General features: G+C 74.1%; 21 protein-coding genes. 9 read left to right on the top strand and 12 right to left on the bottom strand.

Annotation, left to right across the window (positions count from 1 at the left end; translation table 11 throughout):
- Window position 1 precedes the first annotated feature (1 nt).
- The 3 genes from HUT06_RS18535 (at window position 2) to HUT06_RS18525 (ending at window position 4540) form a co-directional block, all read left to right on the top strand.
- Window positions 2-1723, top strand: coding sequence for an ATP-binding protein (locus tag HUT06_RS18535; protein ID WP_176196887.1), 1722 nt, complete (start codon window positions 2-4; stop codon window positions 1721-1723).
- 5 nt (window positions 1724-1728) lie between these two features.
- The gene (locus HUT06_RS18530; protein WP_176201451.1) at window positions 1729-3324 is read left to right on the top strand and encodes a fused response regulator/phosphatase; all 1596 of its coding nucleotides are present in this window, start codon (window positions 1729-1731) and stop codon (window positions 3322-3324) included.
- 79 nt (window positions 3325-3403) lie between these two features.
- Window positions 3404-4540 carry a hypothetical protein gene (locus tag HUT06_RS18525; RefSeq protein WP_254715257.1) on the top strand — a complete coding sequence of 379 codons (1137 nt, stop codon included), beginning with the start codon at window positions 3404-3406 and terminating at the stop codon, window positions 4538-4540.
- 34 nt (window positions 4541-4574) lie between these two features.
- On the opposite strand, the gene HUT06_RS18520 is transcribed toward HUT06_RS18525, so the two are convergent.
- Genes HUT06_RS18520 through HUT06_RS18485 form a run of 8 tightly spaced genes read right to left on the bottom strand, consistent with a single transcriptional unit; the run spans window position 4575 to window position 13917 of the window.
- Window positions 4575-6581, bottom strand: a complete 2007-nt coding sequence (locus HUT06_RS18520; protein ID WP_254715256.1) for an ATP-binding SpoIIE family protein phosphatase — start codon at window positions 6579-6581, stop codon at window positions 4575-4577.
- A gap of 60 nt (window positions 6582-6641) precedes the next feature.
- The gene (locus HUT06_RS18515; RefSeq protein ID WP_176196885.1) at window positions 6642-7415 is read right to left on the bottom strand and encodes an SDR family oxidoreductase; all 774 of its coding nucleotides are present in this window, start codon (window positions 7413-7415) and stop codon (window positions 6642-6644) included.
- 17 nt (window positions 7416-7432) lie between these two features.
- Window positions 7433-8293, bottom strand: coding sequence for a spermidine synthase (locus tag HUT06_RS18510; RefSeq protein ID WP_176196884.1), 861 nt, complete (start codon window positions 8291-8293; stop codon window positions 7433-7435).
- A 43-nt stretch (window positions 8294-8336) separates the two neighbouring features.
- Complete coding sequence (locus HUT06_RS18505) at window positions 8337-9356, bottom strand: ABC transporter ATP-binding protein (RefSeq protein ID WP_176196883.1); 1020 nt, start codon at window positions 9354-9356, stop codon at window positions 8337-8339.
- A complete protein-coding gene (locus tag HUT06_RS18500) occupies window positions 9340-10365 on the bottom strand; it encodes an ABC transporter ATP-binding protein (RefSeq protein ID WP_176196882.1) in 1026 nt (341 codons plus the stop codon). Before HUT06_RS18500 ends, HUT06_RS18505 begins: the two co-directional genes overlap by 17 nt.
- Before the next feature lie 5 nt (window positions 10366-10370).
- Window positions 10371-11351 (bottom strand): ABC transporter permease, encoded by a 981-nt coding sequence (locus HUT06_RS18495; RefSeq protein ID WP_176196881.1) that lies wholly within the window; start codon window positions 11349-11351, stop codon window positions 10371-10373.
- 7 nt (window positions 11352-11358) lie between these two features.
- The gene (locus HUT06_RS18490; protein ID WP_176196880.1) at window positions 11359-12285 is read right to left on the bottom strand and encodes an ABC transporter permease; all 927 of its coding nucleotides are present in this window, start codon (window positions 12283-12285) and stop codon (window positions 11359-11361) included.
- A gap of 6 nt (window positions 12286-12291) precedes the next feature.
- Entirely contained in the window at window positions 12292-13917 is a 1626-nt protein-coding gene (locus HUT06_RS18485) for an ABC transporter substrate-binding protein (RefSeq protein ID WP_176196879.1), read from the bottom strand.
- A gap of 226 nt (window positions 13918-14143) precedes the next feature.
- On the opposite strand from HUT06_RS18485, the gene HUT06_RS18480 reads away from it, so the two are divergent.
- The gene (locus HUT06_RS18480; protein ID WP_176196878.1) at window positions 14144-15445 is read left to right on the top strand and encodes a M20/M25/M40 family metallo-hydrolase; all 1302 of its coding nucleotides are present in this window, start codon (window positions 14144-14146) and stop codon (window positions 15443-15445) included.
- A gap of 69 nt (window positions 15446-15514) precedes the next feature.
- Here HUT06_RS18480 and HUT06_RS18475 read toward each other — a convergent pair whose 3' ends face one another.
- From HUT06_RS18475 to HUT06_RS18465, 3 genes are all read right to left on the bottom strand, one after another.
- Window positions 15515-16291 (bottom strand): ABC transporter permease, encoded by a 777-nt coding sequence (locus HUT06_RS18475; protein WP_176196877.1) that lies wholly within the window; start codon window positions 16289-16291, stop codon window positions 15515-15517.
- Window positions 16288-17265: an ABC transporter ATP-binding protein gene (locus HUT06_RS18470; protein WP_176196876.1), complete on the bottom strand. Its 978-nt coding sequence runs from the start codon at window positions 17263-17265 to the stop codon at window positions 16288-16290. The genes HUT06_RS18475 and HUT06_RS18470 overlap by 4 nt, the downstream gene beginning before the upstream one ends.
- 159 nt (window positions 17266-17424) lie before the next feature.
- On the bottom strand, window positions 17425-18084 hold the full coding sequence (locus HUT06_RS18465) for a PadR family transcriptional regulator (protein ID WP_254715255.1): 660 nt from the start codon (window positions 18082-18084) through the stop codon (window positions 17425-17427).
- A 97-nt stretch (window positions 18085-18181) separates the two neighbouring features.
- Between HUT06_RS18465 and HUT06_RS18460 the strand changes: the two genes are divergently transcribed.
- The 3 genes from HUT06_RS18460 (at window position 18182) to HUT06_RS18450 (ending at window position 20908) form a co-directional block, all read left to right on the top strand.
- Window positions 18182-19081 (top strand): hypothetical protein, encoded by a 900-nt coding sequence (locus HUT06_RS18460; protein ID WP_176196875.1) that lies wholly within the window; start codon window positions 18182-18184, stop codon window positions 19079-19081.
- Between the two features lie 82 nt (window positions 19082-19163).
- Window positions 19164-20201: an MBL fold metallo-hydrolase gene (locus HUT06_RS18455; protein WP_176196874.1), complete on the top strand. Its 1038-nt coding sequence runs from the start codon at window positions 19164-19166 to the stop codon at window positions 20199-20201.
- A gap of 68 nt (window positions 20202-20269) precedes the next feature.
- On the top strand, window positions 20270-20908 hold the full coding sequence (locus tag HUT06_RS18450) for a pyridoxamine 5'-phosphate oxidase family protein (protein ID WP_176196873.1): 639 nt from the start codon (window positions 20270-20272) through the stop codon (window positions 20906-20908).
- Window positions 20909-20963: 55 nt separating this feature from the next.
- Here HUT06_RS18450 and HUT06_RS18445 read toward each other — a convergent pair whose 3' ends face one another.
- Window positions 20964-21152: a DUF5302 domain-containing protein gene (locus HUT06_RS18445; protein ID WP_176196872.1), complete on the bottom strand. Its 189-nt coding sequence runs from the start codon at window positions 21150-21152 to the stop codon at window positions 20964-20966.
- Between the two features lie 145 nt (window positions 21153-21297).
- On the opposite strand from HUT06_RS18445, the gene HUT06_RS18440 reads away from it, so the two are divergent.
- Entirely contained in the window at window positions 21298-22692 is a 1395-nt protein-coding gene (locus tag HUT06_RS18440; protein ID WP_176196871.1) for a cytochrome P450, read from the top strand.
- 79 nt (window positions 22693-22771) lie between these two features.
- Window positions 22772-23170 carry a DUF2795 domain-containing protein gene (locus HUT06_RS18435; protein ID WP_254715254.1) on the top strand — a complete coding sequence of 133 codons (399 nt, stop codon included), beginning with the start codon at window positions 22772-22774 and terminating at the stop codon, window positions 23168-23170.
- The last annotated feature ends 109 nt before the right edge of the window (window positions 23171-23279 follow it).

Below are 23279 nucleotides of genomic sequence, written 5' to 3'. Positions count from 1 at the left end.
CGTGGCCGAGGACCTGGTCCGCATGGAGATCTCCGACGAGGAGGGCGTCTTCACCGTCCGGCGGGCGGGCCGGCAGGTCGCCGCCGCGGTCGGCCTCGAACACCAGGACCAGGTCCGCGTCGCGACCGCGCTCAGCGAGGTCGGCCGGGAACTGTACGCGTGCTCGGGGCGGGTGTCGGTGGCGTTCCGGATCGACCCGGGCCGGCACCCGGCCCTGGTGGTCGAACTGGACCTGCGCCCGCGCCCGGACGCGGCGCGGACGACCGAGTGCCAGGTCGCGGCGGCGCGGCTGGTGAGCCTGCTGGAGGAGGAGGCGGTCGGCGAGGGCGGCGTCCGCCTCCGGCTGCGCAAGGACCTGCCCGCCGGCGCCGCGCCGGTCGGCCGGGCCGAGCTGAGGAGGCTCCGCGCGCGGCTGGACCGGCTGCGCCCCCTGCCCGCCCTGGAGGAGCTGCAGACGCAGAACTCGGAGCTCACCGCGGCGCTCGCGGATCTGCAGCGCCGGCAGGAGGAGCTGCGGACCCTCAACGCCGAACTGGAGGAGACCAACCACGGGGTCATGGCCCTCTACGGCGAGCTCTCCGAGGAGCTCGAGGAGACGAACCGGGGCGTCGTGGCGCTGTACGCCGAGCTGGAGGAGAAGTCCGACCAGCTGCGCGAGGCGGGCGAGGCCAAGAACCGGTTCTGGGCCGGCATCAGCCACGAGCTGCGCACGCCGGTGAACGGCGTCATCGGGCTCACCCGGCTGCTGCTCGACCCGGCCGCCGACCCGCTCACCGAGGAGCAGCGCCAGCAGATCACCCTGATCCGCGACACCGGCGGCACGCTGCTGTCGATGGTGAACGAGCTGCTGGACATGGCGCGCGCCGAACAGGGCCGGCTGGAGCCGCATCCGGCGCCGGTGGACGTGCCGGCGCTGCTGGCGGACCTGGCGGTCCTGCTGTCCCCGATGGCGGAGCAGGCGCGCCTGTCGCTCGCCGTGGACGACGCGGACGCGCCGCGGGACTTCGTCACCGACCCGGAGATGCTGTCCCGGATCCTGCGCAACCTCGTGGGGAACGGGCTGAAGTTCACCGAGGAGGGCGAGGTCCGGCTGGCGGTGCGGCGCGCCGGCGAGGACGTGGTGTTCACCGTGGCCGACACCGGGGTGGGGATCCCGCCCGCCGAGCGGGAGCGGGTCTTCGAGGAGTTCCACCGGGTGCAGGGCAGCGGCGGCGCCGGCACCGGGCTCGGCCTGCCCTTCGCCCGGCGGCTCGCCCGCATCCTCGGCGGCGACGTCACCCTGGACAGCGTCGTGGGCGAGGGGACGACGGCCACCGTGCGGATACCGCCGTACCGGGACATGGCCCACCTCGAGCTCGGCCACGTCCTGATCGCGGACGACGACGAGGCGGCCCGCCGCACCCTGCGCGGCCTGGTGGACGCGTCCGCCGGCCGGGTCAGCGAGGCCGCCGACGGGGACGCCGCGCTGGCCGCCGCCGCAGCCGACCCGCCCGACCTCGTCCTGCTGGACCTGCGCATGCCCGGCCGGGACGGCTACGACGTCCTCGCCGGGCTGCCCGCCGGGACGCCGGTCGTCCTGGTGACCTCGTCGGACGCGGCCGCGTCCGACGACCCCCGGCTCCGCCGCGCCGACGCGGTGCTCGGCAAGGACCGGGTCGGCCCCGAGTCGCTCGCCGCGGCGATACGCTCCGCACAGGCCCGCCGGGCCCGGGAGGGTAGGTGACCGGCATGGGGACCTGGACGACGCTGGTGGTGGACGACAGCGACACCAAGCGCTACATCGTCGGCCGCTGGCTGCGCCGCGCCGGGCACACGGTGGTGGAGGCGGCGTCCGCGGCGGAGACCTGGCGGCGGCTCGCCGAGCACGACGTCGACCTGGTGGTGCTCGACGTGAAGCTGCCGGACATGAGCGGCATCGAGGTGTGCGAGCGGATCAAGTCCGCGCCGGACACGAACTCGCTGCCCGTCATCCACATCTCCGCGCAGGCCGTGGACGTCGCCGACCGCACCCACGGGCTGCGGCGCGGCGCTGACGCCTACATGACCGACCCGATCGACCCCGGCGAGTTCCTCGCCACGGTCGAGGCGGTGCTGCGCTACTACGAGGCGCGGCGGCGGGCCGAGCGGATGGTCGGCCGGATGGCCGAGCTGACCCGCACGTCGCTGGCCATCAACGCGGCCACGTCCTTCGACCGGCTGGCGGAGGTCGCCGCGAGCGGCGCCCACGCGATCTTCGAGGTGCCCGCCGCGGTGTTCATCGTGCCGCCGGGCGGCCGGCCGCGGCGCGCCGTCGAGGCGGACGGGCGCCCCGAGCACCGCGACTACCCGCCGGGCCTCATCGAGCGGCTGATCGGCCGCACCGGGCTGGGCGACGACACCGGCACCGAGATCACGAGAGTGCCGCTGCGGGAGTGGCGGGGGATCGTGCCCGACCCCGTGCTGCGCGACGACGCCCTGCTGGTGGTGTCGCGGCTCAAGCACGGCCACCCGCCCATCTGCATCGCGATCGAGGCCGGCGGCGCGCCGGAGGAGGCCGAGACCAACCTGCTGCGCCAGCTCGGGCAGGCGGTGGCGCTCGCGCTCGCCGCGCTGCGCAGCTACACCGAGGAGCACACGATCTCGCTGACCCTGCAGCGCAGCCTGCTGCCGGCGTCGCTGCCGGCGGTGCCGGGCTGGGAGCTCGCGGTCCGCTACGAGCCGGCCGGCGACGAGGCCGAGGTCGGCGGCGACTTCTACGAGGTCCTCGACCTCGGCGACCGGGTCCTGGTCGCCATCGGGGACGTGCAGGGCCACTCGCTGCGGGCCGCGACGGTGATGGCGGAGGTCCGGCACGCGCTGCGCGCGTTCGCCTCCGAGGGGCACGGCTCCGTCCAGATCCTCCGGCTGCTGAACGGCGTCATGGAGCGCTACCACGACGACCAGACCGTCACCATGACCCTGATGACGCTGGACCCCGGCAGCGGCCGGCTGCACATCGCCAGCGCCGGGCACCTCCCGCCGCTGCACATCACCGGCGGCCAGGCCCGCTACGGGTCGGGCGGCGGCGTGATCCTCGGCTTCCCGGCCGACGGCGTCGCGGTCGAGGAGACCGTGGTCCCGCCGGGCGGCACCGTCGTGCTGATCACCGACGGGCTGATCGAGGACCGCGGGATCCCGCTCGCCGACAACATGGAGCGGCTGCGCGCCGTCGCGGCCCACGTGGAGGACGACCTGGAGCGGTTCAGCGACCGCGTCATCGCCGAGTTCGGGCACCGCGAGGACGACGTCGCGCTCGTCGTCCTGCGCCGCGATCCCGGCCCCGGGCCCGCGGCGGGCGCGCGCTGACCCCGGGCGGCGGCCCGCTCCCCTACGATGCGGCCAGGGACGGCGAGGGGATCGGGGTCGAATGCGGCGGCGTGGCAGAGTGCTCTCCGGGGTCATCGCGGCGGCGGTCATCGGCACGCTCGCGGCCGACATCGCCGTCCTGGCCTCCGGGCGGGTGGCCGACGAGCGACCCGCCCCCGCCGGCGACCTGGTGTCGGTCGACCGGGGCGCCGCGCCGCAGGCCCCGGCCGTGGCCCCGCTGACCCGCCGCTACACGCCGCACCTGCTGGTCGCCGGCACGTCCCCGCTGCCGCCCGCGGCCGTCGAGCGGGCCCGGCGGCTGAAGGGCGTCGCCCGGCTCACGGTCGTGGACGCCGCCCGGGTCGGCGTCGCGGGGCGCCGCATGGGCCTGCTGGGCGTCGACCCGTCGGCGTTCCGGGCGTTCGTGCCGGAGGCGACCGCCGAGTCCGACCAGCTGTGGCAGACGGTCGCGTCCGGTGGGCTGGCCGTGTCGTTCGAGCAGAGCCGCGACGGGACGCTGCCGCTCGGCTCGGTCGTCCAGGCGGGCCGCAGCAGCGCCCCCGGGCAGGTCCGGGTCGGCGCGTACGCGACGATGGGCATCGGCGACATCGACGCCGTCGTGTCCCGCGAGCAGGCCCGCGCGCTCGGCCTCCCCGCCGGCAACGGCCTGGTCATCAGCGCCCCGAAGGCCGACCACGCGAAGCTCGCGAAGCGGCTGCAGAGGATCCTCCCGCGCGGGACGAAGGTCGCGACCCTGGCCCCGCCGCCGAAGAAGCCCGCGGCGCGGCCGGGCCGCAAGGGCCTCCCGCAGGTCACGGGCCGGCCGGACGGGGCGGCCGGCGAGCGCACCCCCATCACCGGCAACAGGATGACGCCCACGATGCGGACCGTCCTGCTGGAGATCGCCGGCATGTTCGGCCCGTTCCCGGTGATCGGCTGCTACCGCTCCACCGGCGACCCGCAGGACCACGGCGACGGCCGCGCCTGCGACTTCATGGAGAGCACCGGCGGGCGGATGCCGAGCGCCGGCGCGCAGCGGCACGGCGACCAGGTCGCCCGGTACGCGGTCGCGAACGCCCGGCGGCTCGGCATCTCCTACGTCATCTGGAAGCAGCACATCTGGAACGTGCGCGGCGGCGGCTGGCGGCCGATGGAGAACCGGGGCAGCATCACGCAGAACCACTACGACCACGTGCACATCTCGGTGCTGCGCTAGGCGCGCCCGGCCGCCGCGCACCGCGGGAAGGGCGTCAGGACAGCTCCTGCTCGCACCAGACGACCTTGCCGCCCGCGGTGCGCCGCACGCCCCAGCGCTGCGCCAGCCGCCCCACGACGTGCAGGCCGCGGCCCGACTCCAGCGCGTCGTCCTCGTCGTCGTGCAGCCGGATGCGGGGCCGCCCGTCGGAGGAGTCGGCGACCTCGCAGACCAGGCCGCCCTCCCGCACCAGCCGCAGCGTGACGCGCCCGCCGACGTGCTGGATCGCGTTGGTGACCAGCTCCGACACCAGCAGCATGGTGCTGTGGGTCAGGTCGTCGAGGTCCCAGCGGGCGAGCCGGTCGCGGACGAGGCCGCGGGCGCGGCGGATGGCGGCGGGCTCGGCGGGCAGCTCCCAGGTGGCGTGGTGGTCGTCGGGGATGCGGGCGAGGCGCGCCACCAGCATCGCGATGTCGTCGCGGTGCTCGTCGTCGTAGACGCCGTCGAGGGCCGCCTGGCACAGGTCGTCCAGCGGGCGGGCGGCGGCGCCCGGCCCGAACGTGGCGAGCAGCCGCGCGAGCCCGTCGTCGATGTCGCGGGCCCGGTTCTCCACCAGCCCGTCGGTGTAGAGGAACAGGAGCGTGCCGTCCTCGACGGTGAACTCGCGGGTCACGATCGGGCCGTCGCCGCCGACGCCGAGCGGCGGCGCGGGCGGCACCGGCAGGTACTGCGGTTCGGCGCCGGGCGGGGCGAGCAGCGGCGGCAGGTGCCCGGCGCTCGCGACCTCGCAGCGGCCGGTGACCGCGTCGTAGACGACGTAGGCGCAGGTGGCGAAGTGCGGCTCGCGCTCGCCGAGCGTCCGCATCAGCGAGTCGAGGCGCTCCAGCGCCTCGGCGGGCGGCAGCTCCAGCCCGGCGAGGGTGTGGATGGCGGTGCGGAGCCTGCCCATCGTGACGGCGGCCTTGACGCCGTGCCCGGCGACGTCGCCGACCACCAGCGCGACCCGGCCGCCGGGCAGCGCGATCGACTCGTACCAGTCGCCGCCGACCTCGATGCGGCGGCTGCCCGGCAGGTAGCGGTGGTGCACCTCGACCGTCGACGGCGCCGACAGGCCCGTCGGCAGCAGGCTGCGCTGCAGGGTGAGGGCGGTCGCGCGCTCCCGCGAGTACTGGCGGGCGCTCTCCACGAAGATCGACGCCCGGTTCGCGAACTCCATCCCGATCTCGACGTCGTAGGCGTCGAACGGCCGGTGCGCCGCGTTGCGGGTGCAGACGAAGAACCCCAGCACGCCCGCCGCGGACGTGATCGGGAGTAACAGCATCGACGCGCCCTTGAGCAGCTCGGCCACCGGCGGGCGCCGCCACGCGCCCGCGAGCCGGGCCGCGCCCTCGCCGCCGAGGGCGCGCAGCACCGGCTCACCGGACTCCAGGCACTCCGCGTGCGGCGTGCCCGGCGGGTAGACCAGCGACTCGCCGCTGGGGAACGTCGCGTCCCAGGCCGGGTCCTCGTCGTCGAAGCCGATCGCCATCCGGCGCAGCTGCGGCCCGTCCGGGCCCTCCGGCGGCTCGTCGGCGTCGATGTGGCTCTCGGCCAGCAGCAGCGCGCCCGAGTTGCAGAAGTGCGGGACGAGCACGTCCATCAGGCCGCGCGCCAGCAGTTCCAGGTCGAGGGAACCGATGCGGGGCAGCGCGTCGTCCAGCAGCGCGCGGCGGATGACGGCCGGGTCGACGAACCGGTCGGCGAGCGGCACCGGCACCCGGATCACCGCGAGCGCGGCGAGGCCCGGGACGTCGGGCGCGCCGCCGCTCATCGGGTGGACGGTCACGACCGCGTCCAGCGTGCCACCCGCCGGGGTCTCCACGGCGAGCATGGCGGTGCGCTCCCGGCCGGCCTTCAGCGCCTCCAGCAGCGGCTCCCGCGCGCCGGGGATCACCTCGTCCAGGTAGGCGCCCCGCAGGTCGTCCGCGTTCCGGGAGAGCACGGCGGCGGCGTTGCGCTCGAACTGGAGAATTCTCCCCGACGATTCCATGCCGAGAATGAGAATTCGGGTGGACGACTCCATCGCTCGATTATGGGACATCGGACGGCCGGATGCGGCCGATACGGGCGCGCGGACCCGTCCTCAATTCCGCGCGTGGGCCTCCTCCAGGAACTGCTTCCAGGTGCGCGTTCCGTCGGCGTGGCCGGGGACCAGGTGGTGGCCCTCCCGGAACCCGCGCCCGACCTTTCCGGGCAGCGGCAGCGGCACCGTGAGGGGCCGCCGCAGGCCGCGCGCGGCCAGGTAGTCCCCGAGCATCTCCTCGACGGTGAGCACCTCGGGGCCGCCCATGTCCTCGACCCGCCGCGCGGGCCCGGCGGCGAGCGCCAGGTCGGCGAGCCGCCCGGCGACCTCGGCGACGTCGACCGGCTGGTCGCGCAGCCCCCTCGGCACCACCGCCACGCCGGGGATCTTGGTGAGGACGTTGAAGACCGCGTCGGGCAGCGTGTGGAACTGGGTGGCCCGCAGGATCGTGTACGGCAGGCCGGAGCCCTCCAGGAGCCGCTCCACGGCGTGCTTCGTCCGGTAGTAGCCGTAGGGGATCTTGTCGACGCCGACGATCGAGATGTAGACCAGGTGCGGGGCGCCCTCGCCGCGCGCGGCCTCGACCAGCCGCCGGGCGGCGGGCAGGTCCCGCTTGGGATGGAACGGGTCGCTGGCGCAGTGCACGATCGTCTCCGCGCCGGCGACCGCCGCGGCGACGCCCTCGCCCTTCCACAGATCGCCCTTGTGCCAGGTCATGCCCGGTTCGGCGGCGCGTTCCCGCCGGCTCAGCCCGTGCACGTCCGCGCCGGCCTCGGCCAGCCGCCGCGCGACGACCCGGCCGAGCGTGCCGCTCGCCCCCGTGACGAGGATCATGGTGCCTCCTTGATCGGTCAGGAACTCCCGAAGACCTGCGGCGGCGGGACGGGCGCGACGATCTCCTCGCCGTCGTGCAGCGGCGCCGCGCCGGCGCAGAACGCGGCGAGATCGCCGCCCTCCACGACCCGGGCGCGGACGATGCCGCCCGCCGCGCGGCGGGTCAGCTCGGCGGCCGGCAGCGGCGCCTGCGACCCGGCCACGACCAGGTTGCCGAACCGGCGGCCCCGCAGCACTCCCGGGTCGCCGAGCAGCAGCGTGTGCCGGAACACCGACCGGACCGTGGCGGCCACCCGGCGCGCGAACGGCAGCCGGAACCCGTCGGCGACGTTGACCACGTAGACGCCGCCCGGCCGCAGCACCCGCGCGGCGTCCAGCACGAACTCGCGGGTGGCGAGCTCGGGCGGCATCGACGCCTCGGCGAACGCGTCCATCACCACCAGGTCGTCGGCGTCGTCGGCGAGCGCCGCGATGCCGGCGCGCCCGTCGGTGACGCGGATCCGCAGCCCGGGGACGCCCTTCACCGGCAGCCGCTCCCGGACGAGCTGCACCAGCTCGGCGTCCGGCTCCAGCACGACCTGCCGCGACCCCGGCCGGGTCGCGGCGATGTAGCGGGGCAGCGTGCAGCCGGCGCCGCCGACGTGGACCGCGTCGAGCGCCTCGCCGTCCAGGCCGGCGCAGTCGACCACGTCGCCGATCAGCCGCATGTACTCGAAGTCGAGATGGGTGGGGTCGGACAGGTCAACGTAGGACTGCGGCACCCCGCCGACGAGCAGCATCCAGCCGCCGTCGCGGTCGGCGTCGCGCAGCAGCTCGGCCTCACCGCCCGCGATGCGGTACGTGCGCGGCGGGGGGTCGTGCCTGCGCTTGCGTGCCATGCCCCCAGCCTACGGACACATCGGCCGGGCCTCAGGACGACCGTCAGGTTCGTTCGGTGAGCGCGGCCTCGGACGCGAAATGGCAGGCGCTGGGATGGGCGGAGCCGTCGCGCTCCTCCAGCGCGGGCGCCTCGTCGGCGCAGACGTCGCGGGCCTTCCAGCAGCGAGTGCGGAACCGGCAGCCGGACGGCGGGTCCAGCGGCGACGGCGGCTCGCCCTCCAGCCGGATCTGGCCCGTCCAGCCGGGCGCGTCCGGGTCGGGCACCGGCACGGCCGACAGCAGCGCCTGCGTGTACGGGTGCGTCGGGTGCTCGTAGATCTGCGTCTCGTCGCCGGTCTCCACGACCTTGCCGAGGTACATCACGGCGACGCGGTCGGAGATGTGCCGGACGGCGGCCAGGTCGTGCGCGATGAACACGTACGCCAGGCCCAGCTCGCGCTGCAGCTCGGCGAGCAGGTTCATCACCTGCGCCTGGACGGAGACGTCCAGCGCCGACACCGGCTCGTCGCACACGATCACGTCGGGGCGCAGCGCGAGGGCGCGGGCGATCCCGACGCGCTGGCGCTGCCCGCCGGAGAACTGGTGCGGGTACCGGCTGACGTGCCCCGGGTCGAGGCCGACCAGCTCCAGCAGCTCCTGGACGCGGGCGCGGCGCTCCCCCTTCGGCGCGGCGTCCGGATGGATCGCGAACGGCTCGCCGACGATGTCGCCGACCGTCATCCGCGGGTCGAGCGAGGAGTACGGGTCCTGCATCACCAGCTGGACGCGGCGGCGCAGCGCCCGCAGCTCGGCCCTGCGCAGCGCGAACACGTCCCGGCCGTCGAAGCGGACCGTCCCGGCGGTGGGCCGCTCGGCGGCGAGCAGCAGCTTCGCCAGCGTCGACTTCCCGCACCCGGACTCGCCGACGATGCCGAGGGTCTCGCCGCGGCGCAGTTCCAGGTCGACGCCGTCCACGGCCTTGACGTGCCCGATCGCGCGTTTGAGCACCACGCCGCGGGTCACCGGGTAGTGCTTGACGAGCCCCTCCACCTGGAGGATCGGCGGTTCACTCGGGTCCGGCACCGTGCACCTCCGCGGCGAAATGGCAGGCGGCCGCGTGGCCGGGCGCGACCTCGGTGAGCGGCGGCCGCTCCGCCGCGCAGACCGCCTCGGCGCGCGGGCAGCGCGGCTGGAACGGGCAGCCGGGCGGGAGCGCCGCCGGGTCGGGCGGCGCGCCCTTGATCGGGACGAGCGGCCCGCCGCGCCGGTCCAGGCGCGGCACCGACGCCAGCAGGCCCTTGGTGTAGGGGTGGGCGGGCCGCGCGTACAGCGCGCGGGCGGGCGCCTGCTCGGCGACCGACCCGGCGTACATGACGACGATGCGGTCCGCGACGCCGGCGACGACGCCGAGGTCGTGGGTGATCAGCACCATGCCCATGCGCAGCTCCTCCTGGAGCCCGGCGAGCAGCCGCATGATCTGCGCCTGGACGGTCACGTCCAGCGCGGTCGTCGGCTCGTCGGCGATCAGGACCTCCGGCTCCAGCGCCAGCGCCATCGCGATCATGATCCGCTGGCGCATGCCGCCGGAGAACTGGTGCGGGTAGTCGCCGAGCCGCTTGGCGGCCGAGGGGATCCGCACCCGCTCCATCAGCTCGACGGCCCTGTCCCGGGCGGCCCGCCGGCCGAGGCCGCGGTGCACCCGGTACATCTCGCGGAGCTGGTCGCCGACCGTGAACACCGGGTTCAGCGCGCTCAGCGCGTCCTGGAAGACCATCGAGACGCGGTCGCCGCGGTAGCCGCGGCGGCGCCGCTCGGGCAGGCCGAGCAGCTCCTCGCCGCGCAGCCGCACCGACCCGCGCTCGACGCTGGCGGGCGGGGAGTCGAGGATGCCCATCACCGCCTGCGCGGCGACGCTCTTGCCCGACCCCGACTCGCCGAGGATCGCGAGCGTCTCGCCCTCGTCGAGGGTGTACGACAGGCCGTTCACCGCGCGCACGTCCCGGCCGCGCACGCGGAACACCACGTGCAGGTCGTCGACGCTCAGCAGCGGCGGTGGTGCCGGGGGCGCGTCGTCCTTCACATCCGTGAGCATTCGGGTCACCGCAGCTTCGGGTCGAGGGCGTCGCGGACGGCGTCGCCGAGCATCAGGAAGCTCAGCACCGTCGCCGACAGGAACACGGCGGGGAAGACCAGCAGGTGCGGGTGGTCGATGAAGGAGTCCTTCGCCTGGTTCAGCTGGAGCCCCCAGGAGACCTCCGGGTACTGCAGGCCGACGCCGAGGAAGTCCAGCGTGGCCTCCAGCACGATCACGTTGCCGATGTTGAGCGTGGCGACCACGATCACCGGGGCGATCGCGTTCGGCAGGATGTGCCGCGCCATGATCCGGGCGTCGGACGCGCCGAGCAGCCGCGCCGCCTGCACGTAGTCGTGGTCCCGGACGGAGATCACCTGGCCGCGCATGATGCGGATCATCGTCGTCCAGCCGAGCAGCACCAGCACCAGCGTCATCGCCCACACGCCGTGCGAGGGGAACGCCACCAGGATCACCGTGGCGCCCAGCACGAACGGCAGCCCGAAGAACACGTCGGTGAGCCGCGCGATGACCGCGTCCAGGATCCCGCCGTAGTACCCGGACAGCAGCCCGAACACCATCGCGATCAGCAGCGCGAACAGGGTGACGGCGACGCCGATGAGCAGCGTCGGGCGGGCGCCGTGCACGACGTGCGCGAAGTAGTCGCAGCCCGCGAGGTCGGTGCCGAACCAGTGGCCGCCGGACGGCCCGGCCTTGGCGGCGTTCGGATCGCAGCCCTGGTTGACGTCCGTGCCGGTGAACAGCCGCGGCAGGACGGCCATCACCGCGACGAGCGCCAGGATCGCCACCGAAATCCAGAACACCCAGCGGCGGCGCAGGTCGCGCCACGCGTCGTCCCACAGCGACGCCCGGCCGATCCCGCCGCCGGCGGCGGCGACCGCCGCCGCGCTCGTGCCGGCCGCGCCCGTGTCCGCGGTGAGCGTCCCCGCCGCGTCGGGTACCGGTTCGGGCTCGGCGCCCGGCGGGCCGGCGTCCTTGATCGTCATGCGCGCCTCACTCGTACCTGATCCGCGGGTCGAGCACCCCGTACAGCAGGTCCACGACCAGGTTGACCAGCAGGAAGATCAGCACCAGCACGGTGACCGCGCCGACCACCACCGGGCCCTCCTTCAGCTGGATCGACTGGAACACCTGCTGCCCGATGCCCGGCAGGTTGAAGATGCCCTCGGTCACGACCGCGCCGCCCATCAGGTTCCCGAAGTCGACGCCGAGGTAGGTCACCACCGGGATGAGCGAGTTGCGCAGCGCGTGCCGGCCGACCACCCGCGCCCGCGACAGCCCCTTGGCGTTCGCGGTGCGCACGTAGTCGGCCCGCAGGTTCTCCGACAGGCTCGTGCGGGTCAGCCGCGCCACGTACGACAGGCCGAGGGAACCGAGCACGATGCCCGGCAGCAGGTAGCTCACCGGCCAGCCCTCGTCCGTCCCGGCCGTGGGGAAGATCTGCCAGTGCAGCCCGAACAGCAGCTGCGCGGCGTACCCGAGGACGAACACGGGCACCGCGATCACCAGCGTCGTCCCGCCGAGGACGAGGGTGTCGGCGAACCGGCCGCGGCGCAGCCCCGCCCACACGCCGAGCGCGATCCCGATGGCCAGCTCGAAGATCCAGGCGGTGAGGGCGAGCCGCGCGGTCACCGTCCACCGCCCGCTGAGCATCTCCGACACGCTCTGGCCGGTGTAGTTCTCGCCCAGGTCGCCCTGGGCGAGGGCCCACATGTACTTCCCGTACTGCACCAGCAGCGGGTCGTTGAGGTTGTACCGGTCCCGGAGCGTCTGCAGGACGTTGTCCGGGACCGGCTTGTCCCCGGCGAGCGCCTGGATCGGGTCGCCCGGAAGCGCGAACACCATCACGTAGATGAGCAGCGTCGTGCCGAAGAAGACGGGGACCGCCTGCAAGAGCCGCCGTAGGACGTACCTCCACATCGCCGGTTACTTCACCGTCACATCGGTGGCGACCAGGCCCGTCGAGTACGGCGTGATGGTGACGTTCTCGACGTTCTTGGAGCGGCCGCCCTGGCCCGCCCACGTCCACAGCGGGATCATCGGCATCTCCTGGATCGCGATGTCCTCGGCCTGGTTGTAGAGCGCGAGGGCCTGCTGCTGGTCGGCGGTCCGGTTGGCCTTGGCGATGAGGTCGTCGAACTCCTTGTTCTTCCAGCCCATGCGGTTGTCGGCCGACCCCCACATGTTCTCCAGGTAGTTCTGCGGGCTCGGGTAGTCGGCCTCCCAGTTCTGCCGGTAGGGGCCCTTCTCCTTGCGCTCGCGCAGCATGGAGAAGTAGTCGGACGCGGGCACCTGCCGGAACTGGACGTCGGTGATGCCGAGGTTGTCGCGCAGGGAGTTGGCGATGATCCGCATCCACTGCGCGTAGGTCGGCTGGGCGTTGGAGAAGTACAGCTCCATCGTCCCCTTGAACCCGCCGGCCTTGTCGAACAGCTGCTTGGCCTTCGCCGGGTCGTAGGCGCACAGCTCACCGCACGCGTTGTCGCGGTGGCCGGGGATGATGGACGGGATCAGCGAGTCTGCGGGGAAGAAGTCGCCGTTGTAGACCGCCTTGTTGATGCCCTGGCGGTCGATGACCATCGAGATGGCCTTGCGCAGGTCCGGGTTGGCGAACCGCTTGTCGAACACCGGGAAGCCCAGGTAGTCCGTGGTGCTCATCTTCCGGGCGAGGAACCGGTCCCCCAGCAGCCGCTTGGCCTCGGGGACCTTCGCCGACGGGATCGTCTGCAGGACGTCGATCCGGCCCGCCCGCAGATCGGTGTAGGCGGTGTCGGCGTTGGAGTAGCTCTTCCAGGTCACGCCCTTGTTCTTCGCCTTGCGCGGGCCCGCGTAGCCGGGGTAGGCGACCAGCTTGATCTGCTTGTTGCGCTCCCAGTTCCCGTCCATCTGGTACGGGCCGTTGCCGATCGGGTGCTCCTCGAAGGCCTTCAGGTCCTTCAGCCCGGCCTTCGGCATCGGCGCGTACGCCGGGTACGTCAGCAGCAGCGGGAACTGGCTGAACGGCGCGTTCAGCGTGACCTTGAGCGTGTCGGGGCCGGCGACCTCCAGGCCCGACAGCGTCTCGGCCTTCGGCTTGGCGTTCTCGTCCTCGGGGTTCATCTCCTCGTAGCCCTTGATGTACGAGAAGTAGGAGTTGGCGCTCATCGCGTTCGGGCCGTACGCCGCGTTGTTCCACGCGTCCGCGAAGCTCTGCGCGGTCACCGGCTCGCCGTTGTGGAACTTCTGCCCCGCCCGCACCTTGACCGTCCAGACCTTCTGGTCGCCGGAGGTGACGGACTCCGCGGCCAGCGGCACCGCCTTGCCGCCGCCGTCGAGCGTCATCAGGTTGTCGAACAGCTCGGTGATCACGTCGAAGGAGTAGCTGCTGGTCGTGTTGGCGGGCACCAGGTGGTCGGGCTCGGAGTGCCCGACGGTGAACGTCCCGTCGCTCGCCCCCGCCTCATCGCCGCCGCAGGCCGACAGCCCCAGCGACGCCGTGAGCGCCACCGCGACGGCGCCCGCGACCTTCCACCGCATACCCCATCGGCACCGCACACCCCATTGGCTGGTCATGCTCCTCCTCGGCCCCGGTCCACGGGCGCTTGGCCGCCCGCCGCACCTCGATTGTTCGCAGGGTCGTCCGCGCGGTGACGTCTTGCACACAGCGCTGACGGAGTCGAAACCGGATCGAGACGTTCTTGATCATGCATCTCCGATTCCCCGTACGACACACCGCCACTCCGTTGACACGGGCGGGTCCCCGGGGAAAATGAAGCCTCGTCGCCGAATCGGAGGTGCGATGGACGACGGAGCGGGCACCGAGGCCGGCCGGATCTGTGCTGATCTGATCCGCTTCGACACCACCAACCGGGGTGAGGGGGACGCCCGTCCGGAGCGGCCGGCGGCCGAGCACGTCGCCGCGCTGCTGGACGAGGCCGGCGTGCGGGCGCGCGTCGTGGAGTCGGCGCCCGGCCGGGCGAGCGTCCTCGCCCGCGTCCCCGGCACCGACCCGTCGCATCCGGCCTTCCTGGTCCACGGGCACCTGGACGTGGTCCCGGCCGACGCCGCCGACTGGGCCGTGCCGCCCTTCTCCGGCGAGGTGCGGGACGGGTGCGTGTGGGGGCGCGGCGCGGTCGACATGAAGGGCAGCCTCGCGATGACGCTCGCGGTCGTCCGCCGGCGGCTGCGCGAGGGGCGGCGCACGCGCGGCGACCTGGTGCTGGCGTTCCTCGCCGACGAGGAGTGCACCGGCGAGTACGGGTCCCGGTACGTGGCGCGGGAGCACCGCGAGGTCTTCGAGGGCTGCACCGAGGCGATCAGCGAGTCCGGCGGGTTCAGCGTCGAGGCGGACGGGCGGCGGATCTACCCGGTCGCGACCGGCGAGCGCGGCACCACGTGGATGAAACTGACGGCGCGCGGCACCGCCGGGCACGGGTCCAAGCCCGCGCCCGACAACGCGGTCGCCGAGATCGCGCACGCGGTGTCGCGGCTGGCGGCCCACGCGTGGCCGGTCCGGCTGACGCCGGGCGTCCGCGCCCTGCTGGACGGGCTCGCGAAGGCGCTCGGCACGACCATCGACCACGACCGCCTCGACGCGGAGGCCGCGCGGCTCGGCCGGGCCGGCCACCTGTTCGCCGGGACGATCCGCAACTCGGCCAACCCGACCCGGCTGGACGCCGGGTACAAGGTCAACGTCGTGCCCGGCACGGCGACCGCGCAGGTCGACGGCCGCTACCTGCCCGGCACCGGCGAGGAGTTCCTCGCCACGATCGACCGGCTGCTCGGCCCCCGGGTCACCCGCGAGTTCCTCAACTACGAGGAGGCCCCGGCGGCCGACCCCGCCGGCCCGACGTTCACCGCGCTCGCCGAGGCGCTGCGCACCGAGGACCCGCAGGCCCACCCCGTCCCCTACGTGATGGCGGGCGGCACCGACGCCAAGTCGTTCCACCGCATCGGCATCACCAGCTACGGCTTCGCGCCCCTGCGCCTCACCCCCGACCTCGACTACTTCGGCATGTTCCACGGCGTGGACGAACGCGTCCCCCTCGACGGCCTGGCCTTCGGCACCCGGGTCCTGGACCACTTCCTGGACACCCGCTGACCCCCGGCGCCGCCGGGGCGGGCGGTGGCCCGGTCGTGCGACGACGACCGGGCCCGCGCACGGGTGGGCTCATCGGGACTTCTGGTAGCTCCTCACCGAGTAGGTCGCCAGTGCCACCGTCGCCGCGGTCAGGGCCAGCAGCCAGGAGCCGTGCAGGGCGGCCGACGGCCAGTCCGGGTCGGCGGACAGGGCCGCGCGGGCGGTGTCGAGCGCCCAGCTCACCGGGTTGGCGGCGGCCACGTGCTCGATCCAGGACGGCATCAGGTTCGCGGGCATGAACGCCGAGGACAGGAACGTGAGCGGCAGCAGCAGCATCACGTTCAGGCCGATGATGGTGTTGCGGTCCCGCACGAGCAGCGCGAGCGTGTTCGACAGGGCCGCGAGGACGATGCCGATCAGCACCGAGGCGGCGACGAGGACGGCGAGGCCCGCGGCGCCGCCCGGGTAGTCGGCGCCGGCCGCCCACCCCAGCAGGATGATCACCAGCGACTGGAACGCCGTGCTGAGCGCCTGCTCGACGACGCCGGCGTGCACGATCGCGCCGCGGCGCACCGGGGTGACGAGGAAGCGGTCGAGGGTGCCGCGCTCGATCTCGTCCATCGTCGCCATCCCGGCGAACGAGTTCAGCGACACCGCGTTCATGACCACGACGCCGGGGACGATGTAGTCCAGGTAGGACTGGGCGCCGAACCCGGGCAGCTCGGCGACCCGCTTGAACAGCTCGCCGAACAGGAACAGCCAGATCATCGGCTGCGCCAGCGTCATGACCAGGACGGCCGGGTTGCGCAGCAGCGCCGTCAGGCGCCGGTGGGTCATCCACCAGGTTCCGGAAACCAGCGCGGTCATCGGATGCCTCCCGCGGTCGCGGGCTCGGCGTCGGCCAGCCGGCGCCCGGCGTAGCGGAGGTAGACGTCGTCCAGGGAGGGCCGGGCGACGGTCGCGGCCGCCGCGGGGACGCCCGCCTGGTCGAGGGCGGCGAGCACGGCCGGGACGGCGGCGGCGCCGTCACCGGTGCGGGCGCTGAGGCGCGGCCCGTCCAGGACGATCTCGCGGACGCCGGGGAGCCGGCCGAGCGCCTCCCGGACCAGCGGTTCCGGGGGCGGCTCCGGCCACGCGACGTGCACGGCGTCGCCGCGCAGCTCGCCCTTGAGGCCGTCGGGGGTGCCCGTCACGGCGACGCGGCCCCCGTCGACGATCGCGATCCGCCCGGCGAGCCGGTCGGCCTCCTCCAAATAGTGGGTGGTCAGCAGGATCGCGAGGGCGTCGTCGCCGGCGAGCCGGGCGATCTCGGCCCACAGGGCGGTGCGCGCCTCGGGGTCGAGCCCGGTGGTGGGCTCGTCGAGGAACAGCACCCGCGGGCGGTGCACGAGGCCGAGCGCGACGTCGAGGCGCCGCCGCATGCCGCCGGAGTAGGTCTTCACGCGGCGGGCCGCCGCGTCGTCCAGGCCGAAGCGGGCGAGCAGCTCGGCGGCCCGCCGCCGCGCCCGGGTGCCGGACAGCCCGTACAGGCGGCCCTGAAGGACGAGGTTGTCGCGGCCGCTCGCCTCGGGGTCGGCGCCGGACTTCTGCGCCACGACCCCGATCAGCCGGCGGACCCGGTCGGGCCGGCGCAGCACGTCGTGGCCCGCCACGGCGGCGGTGCCCGCGTCCGGCCTGATCAGCGTGGTGAGGATCTTGACGGTGGTGGACTTGCCGGCCCCGTTGGGGCCGAGCAGCCCGAGGATCTCGCCCTGGCCGACGGTGATGGACAGCCCGTCCAGGGCCCGGACGTCGCCGGGATAGGTCTTCACGAGGCCCTCGGCCTCGATGGCGTGCGCCATGGTTCCTCCGTGCTCGACGGAGGGGGCCCGGATAGGCTGGAGATGCGTGCTCGCCGCCAGGGCCCGCTCCGTGCGGATCTTCGGTGGTGGGTTCTCCGGCCCGGCGGCGGTGTTGCCGCACCGCCGCCGGGCCGCTTGCGCGCTACTCCTGGTTCCGCGCTACTCCTCGGGGGCTCCCCTCTCCGCCATCGCGGCGATCTCGGGCGGCAGCTCACCGGTCCGGTGGAACGTGCGCCACAGGTCGAGGTGCGGCAGGGTGCCCTCCTCGATCTCGGCGAGGAAGCCGCGCACCCACGCGGCCTCGGCGCGCCTGATCGCCAGGTCGTACTCCTCCTCGATCAGGAAGATGCGCGGCACGTCGGCGGCCGCGAGCGCCTCCTCGTCGGCGGTGATCCGCCGCTCCAGCGCGTCGAGGCGGCGGCGCAGCAGGACGGCGACCTCGTCGGGGCCGAGCGCGCCGAGGACCGACAGCCCCGCCTCGAACCGCGGCACCTCGCGCTCGGGCACGGCGATCAGCTCGCGGACCCAGTCGGCGAGTTCGGCCGTGCCCTCGTCGGTGATGCGGTAGACGGTCCGCTCCGGCCGCGCCCCTTCGCGGACGCTGCCCTCGACGGCCAGGAAGCCGTGCTTCTCCAGGTTGCCGACGACCGTGTAGAGCGAGCCCCACTTGATGTCCATGTCGCGGTCCTTGCCGCGGGCGCGCATCACGGCGGCCATCTCGTACGGGTGCATCGGCTTGGCGGAGACCGTCGACAGCACGGCGAGGCCGAGGAGGTTGCCCACCTTGCGCCGCTTGGCCATCCCGCTCTCCTCGTCCACGAATACTCGTTGGCGAGTATAGGTCGCGCGTCCTGCCCCGTCCAGCCCGCCCCGTCCAGACCGGTCCGGGCGGCGCGGTGCGGGGTAGAGATCAGGCGTGGACTTCAGCAGTGCGGCCGACGAGCTCTACGGCGTCCCGCCCGCGCGGTTCGTGGAGACGCGCAAGCGGCTCGCCCGGGAGGCCAGGGACGCCGGCGACGCCGCCCTCGCCAAGCGCATCGGCGCCCTGCGCCGTCCGACGCTGTCGGCCTGGGCGGTGAACCTGCTCAGCCGCTCCGCCGCCGGGGAGCTGGGGCGGCTGCTGGACGTGGGCGCCGAGCTGCGCTCGGCGTGGGGCTCCGGCGGGGGCCTGCGCGACCTGGAGCAGCGCCGCGCCGAGCTGGTCGCCTCGCTCGTGCGGACGGCGGGCGACCTCGCGGCCGGGGCGGGCGGCGACCTGCGCGAGCAGGCCGTCCGGGAGGTGGAGGACACGCTGCAGGCCGCCACCGTGGACGCGGAGATCGCCGACGAGGTCCGGGCGGGTCGGCTGCCGCAGCCCCGCAGCCACACCGGTTTCGTCCCCGCCGGCTTCCCCATGGCCCCGCCGGAGCGGCAGCGCGCGGAGCCGGAGCCGGCGCCCGAGCCCGAACCGGCGCCCGAGCCGAGGAAGAAGGAGAAGGCGAAGCCCGAGCGGCCGAAGCCGAACGTGACGCGGACGAGCGCGGCGCGGGCGCGGCGCGCCGAGACGCTGCGCGGGCGCGCCGAGGAGGCCGACCGGAAACTGGCCGAGCGCACGGAGCGGGCGGACGCCGCCAAGCGCGCGGCCGACGCGGCGTCCTCCGAGGTCGGGCGGCTGCGCCGCGAACTGGAGCGGGCGACCGCCGACCGGGACGCCGCGGCCCGCCGGGCGGAGCGCGCCGAGCAGAACCGGGCGCGCGCGGAGGAGGCCGCCCGCGAGGCCCGCACGGCCGCCGCCGAGGCCCGCCGCGCCGCCGACCGGGACGCGCGGCACGGCTGACCGGGCCCCCGGCGGCGAGACGCGCGTCCGGTATCGAGTAGGTTCAAGTAGAACGTGATTCGAGGATCTGAGGGGGCGCGCGGTGACGGCACCGGTCGTGGAGCAGCCGACTGACTGGACCGAACCGGGCGCCCATCCGGTGGTGCCCGGGGTGCACCGGATCCCCCTGGCGCTGCCCATCCCGTCGCTGCACGCCGTCAACGTCTACGTGATCGAGGACGACGGCGGCCCCGTCGTCGTGGACTCCGGCTGGGCCATGCCCGACACGCGTACGACGATGGAGAAGGCCCTCCGCTCCCTCGGCCACGGGCTGGACGACGTCGCGCAGTTCCTCGTCACCCACGCGCACTGGGACCACTACTCGCAGGCCCTCGCGCTGCGCGAGTCGTTCGGGACGCGGGTGCGGATCGGGCGCGGCGAGCGGCCCTCGATCGAGGCGTTCGACGTCCGGCGGGGGCTGCACCCCCGGCAGGTCGAGATGCTGCGCCGCTGCGGCGCGGACGCCCTGGCCGCCGAGATCGCCGGGATGCCGGTGGACCGCTCCGAGCGGGACGTCCCGCACACGCTGCCGGACGCCTGGCTCGACGACGGGGAGCGCGTCGGCCTCACCGCCCGCGACCTGGACGTGTTCGCCACGCCGGGGCACACGCGCGGCCACATCGTGCTGCGGGACGCCGCCGCCGGGCTGCTGTTCGCGGGCGACCACATCCTGCCGCACATCACGCCGTCCATCGGGCTGGAGACCGAGCCGGAGCGCAAGCCGCTGCGCAGCTACCTGGAGTCGCTGCGGCTCGTCCGCGACATGCCGGACACGCTGCTGCTGCCCGCCCACGGCCCGGTGAGGCCGAGCGTGCACACCCGCGTCGACGAGCTGCTGGAGCACCACGCCGAGCGCCTCGACGCCGCCGCCGCGCAGGTGCGGGCGGGCCGCGACACGGCGTTCGCGGCCGCCGAGGCGATGCCGTGGACCCGCCGCCGGCGCAGCCTCGCCGACCTGGACGCGTTCAGCCGGATGCTGGCCGTCCTGGAGATCGAGGCGCACCTGGACGTGCTCGCCGACCGCGGCGTGCTCGACGTCCACGAGGAGGGCGGCGTCCGCCGCTACGCCGCGAAGCGCTGACCCGCCCGGAAGCGCCCGATCGCCGCCGGGTTACGCTGATCGCCGGTCTCCCAGCGGAAGGAGCGGCGATGACGGTCGCCCCGGAGTTCACTGCGATCACGTCCCCGGCGGAGCTGCGCGAGCTGCTCGGCGCGCCGATGCGGCGGGCGATCGACAAGGAGCGCGTCACCCTGCACGCCTGGGACCGGGAGTGGCTCGCCCACTCCCCGCTCTGCCTGATCTCCACCAGCGACGCCGACGGCAACTGCGACGTCTCCCCCAAGGGCGACCCGCCCGGCTTCGTGCACGTCATCGACGACACCACGATCGCCATCCCGGACCGGCCCGGCAACCGCCGCGCCGACGGGTTCATGAACGTGCTGAGCAATCCGCACATCGGGCTGATCTTCCTGGTGCCGGGGCGCGGCGAGACCCTGCGGATCAACGGCCGGGCCACCCTGGTCCGGGACGCACCGTTCTTCGACGAGAAGATCGTCCGGGGGCACCGGCCCGCGCTCGCCCTGATCGTGGACATCGAGCAGATCTTCTTCCACTGCGCGAAGGCGCTGATGCGCTCCAAGGTGTGGAAGCCCGAGACGTGGGACCCGGAGTCGCTGCCGGCGCACGCCCGGATCGTCAAGGACGTCCAGTACACCGAGGAGAGCCTGGAGCAGTTGGAGACCCACTACTCCGAGGCGAACTACGACAAGAAGCTCTACCGCGGCTGACCGGCGTACCAAAGGACCCCCGCGCATCGCGCGGGGGTCGGACGGTGGGTCGCGGTCAGCCGCTCTTGCGCCGGAACTGCCGCTGATGGTCGGCGCGGTCATGCGCGCCGCGCACCTTCGAGCCGTTCCTGCCGGTCGCGCCGGCGTTCTTGGCCGCCGCGCCGCGCTTGCGCTCCAGGGCCTCCCGGAACCTGCGCTTGACGTCGTCCTCGCCTTCGGCGGGTTCCTCTGACGATTCGGCCATGCGGACCTCCAGCTCTCTTAGGGGCACCTCCAGCCTCACACATCGCGAGGGGAATCGGCCATCCGGGTCCGTCCGAAAGATCATTTTGGGCGATTCCGACGCAATCGATGTCGGCGGCCAACGATCTCTCCTATGGTTTGTGCACGTGGAGCCCCAGACGCCGCAGGCAGACCCCGCCCCCGCGCACCCGCCGCTGGAGGCGCTCGCCGTCCAGCCCCTGCTGAACCGCGACTACGAGTCCCGCCCCGCGGTCTTCTACGAGCGGCTGCGCGCGGAGTACGGACCGGTGGCGCCGGTGGACGTCCTCGGCGTCCCGGCATGGCTCGTGATCGGCTACGCGCAGACGCTCGACATCATGCGCGACGCCCGCGCGGTCTGGAGCCGGCGCGTCGAGAACTGGCGCCAGTACCGGGACGGTGCGGTCCCGGCGGACTGGCCGATGCTGCCGGTGGTCCTGTCCGACAACTCGGCGTTCCGCGACGGCGCCGACTCCACCCGGCTCCGCAGCGCCTGGAGCGAGGGCCTGCGCCCCTTCCAGGAGCGCGCCCGGCCCGAGGCGAAGGCGCTCGAACTGGCCGTCCGCCGGTACGCCGACGAGCTGATCACCGTGCTGTCGGAGAGCGGCGCGTCCGGCTGGGCCGACCTGTCCGCCCAGTACGCGCGCCCGCTGCCGCTGATGGTGATCGGCCGGCTGCTCGGCACCGCCGCGGACGGCGACGACGAGATGATCATCGACCTGTGGCGGGTGATGGACGCCGGCCCGGACGCGCAGGAGGCGTCCGAGCGGATGATCGCCCGGTTCGCGGACGTGTGCGCGGCGCGCGTCGCCTCCCCCGGCGCGGACCTGCCGTCCCACATGCTCGCCGCCGTCCCCGACCTGACCGCCGAGGAGCTCACCCGCGAGATGGCGATGCTGTCGGGCCTCGTCGGCGACGTCACCGGGACGCTGATCTGCAACACCATCACCGAGGTGCTGATCGGCGACACCGGCGCCCGCGACAGCATGTCCGCCGGCATGATCCAGGAGGCGATCAACCGGGCGGCGGCGGCGAACCCGCCGATGGCCAACCTGTCCTTCCGGTGGGCCAAGGCGGACGTCCGCCTCGGCAGGTTCCAGATCGCGGCCGGCGACCCGGTCATGGTGTCGCCCGCCGCCGCGCACCTGGACCCCGCCTTCACCGGCACCACGGCGCCGGACTCGATCTACTCCTCCCGCGCCCACCTGGCCTGGAGCGCCGGCCCGCACGCCTGCCTCGGCCGCGACCTCGCCACCACCATCACGACGATCGCGGTGGAGCGGCTGTTCGACCGCTTCTCCGCGCTACGGCTCGCGCTGCCCGCCGACCAGCTCCCCTGGCGGTCGTCCCCGCTCATGCGGGGCCTGCGGTCGCTGCCGGTCAACTACGAGCTGGCCGGACCCCCGCCCGAGCCGCGCCCGGCACCGCCCGCCGCCGAGGAGGAGGCCGCGGCGGACAAGCCGGACGAGCCCGCCGAGGACTCGCTGGTGCGGCGCGTCCTGCGGCTGATGCGCCTGTCGTAGTCCCGCCCGGCACGGGGCCGCGCAAGATCGGCCGCATGTTTGGACACGGCCGCCCGGGAACGCTCTCCCCATGCCTGACATGAGCGACAAGCACGGACCGAGGGCCGATGACGAGATCGGCCGCGAGACGCACGGCATGGTCAGCGGCGGGCACTCCACCCACGCCGAGGAGTTCAAGGAGCCCGAGCCCTTCTCCGACGACTACCCGGCGGACCCGAACGCGCCCGCCGCCGGGGACCGCGAGGGCTCCCCGCCCGGCATGAGCGCCCAGGACGTGGAGGGCCGCAGCGCCCTCGCCCGGATGCTCACCGGCGTCCGCTACCCGGCCCGCCCGAACGAACTGGTCCGCCACGCCGCCGAGGCCGGCGCCCCGGACGAGGCCGTCGACCAGCTGCGGACCCTCCCCAAGCGCGAATACGAGAACGTCGCCGACATAGCCGAAGAACTCGGCTACGGCCGCGAGGAACGCCGCTACTAACGGGCGTCCGGAGCGGAGCGCCAGCGGAGTGGAGGACGACCGTTAGTAGCCCTCCGGGGGTGTGGGGGTCGCCCCCCACAATGAAACGCCGGCGTCCGGAACGGAGCGC

The organism is Actinomadura sp. NAK00032 (assembly GCF_013364275.1).
GTDB lineage: Bacteria > Actinomycetota > Actinomycetes > Streptosporangiales > Streptosporangiaceae > Spirillospora.
Note: the sequence above shows the minus strand (reverse complement) of the source record. Positions and strands in the feature narration are given on the sequence as shown.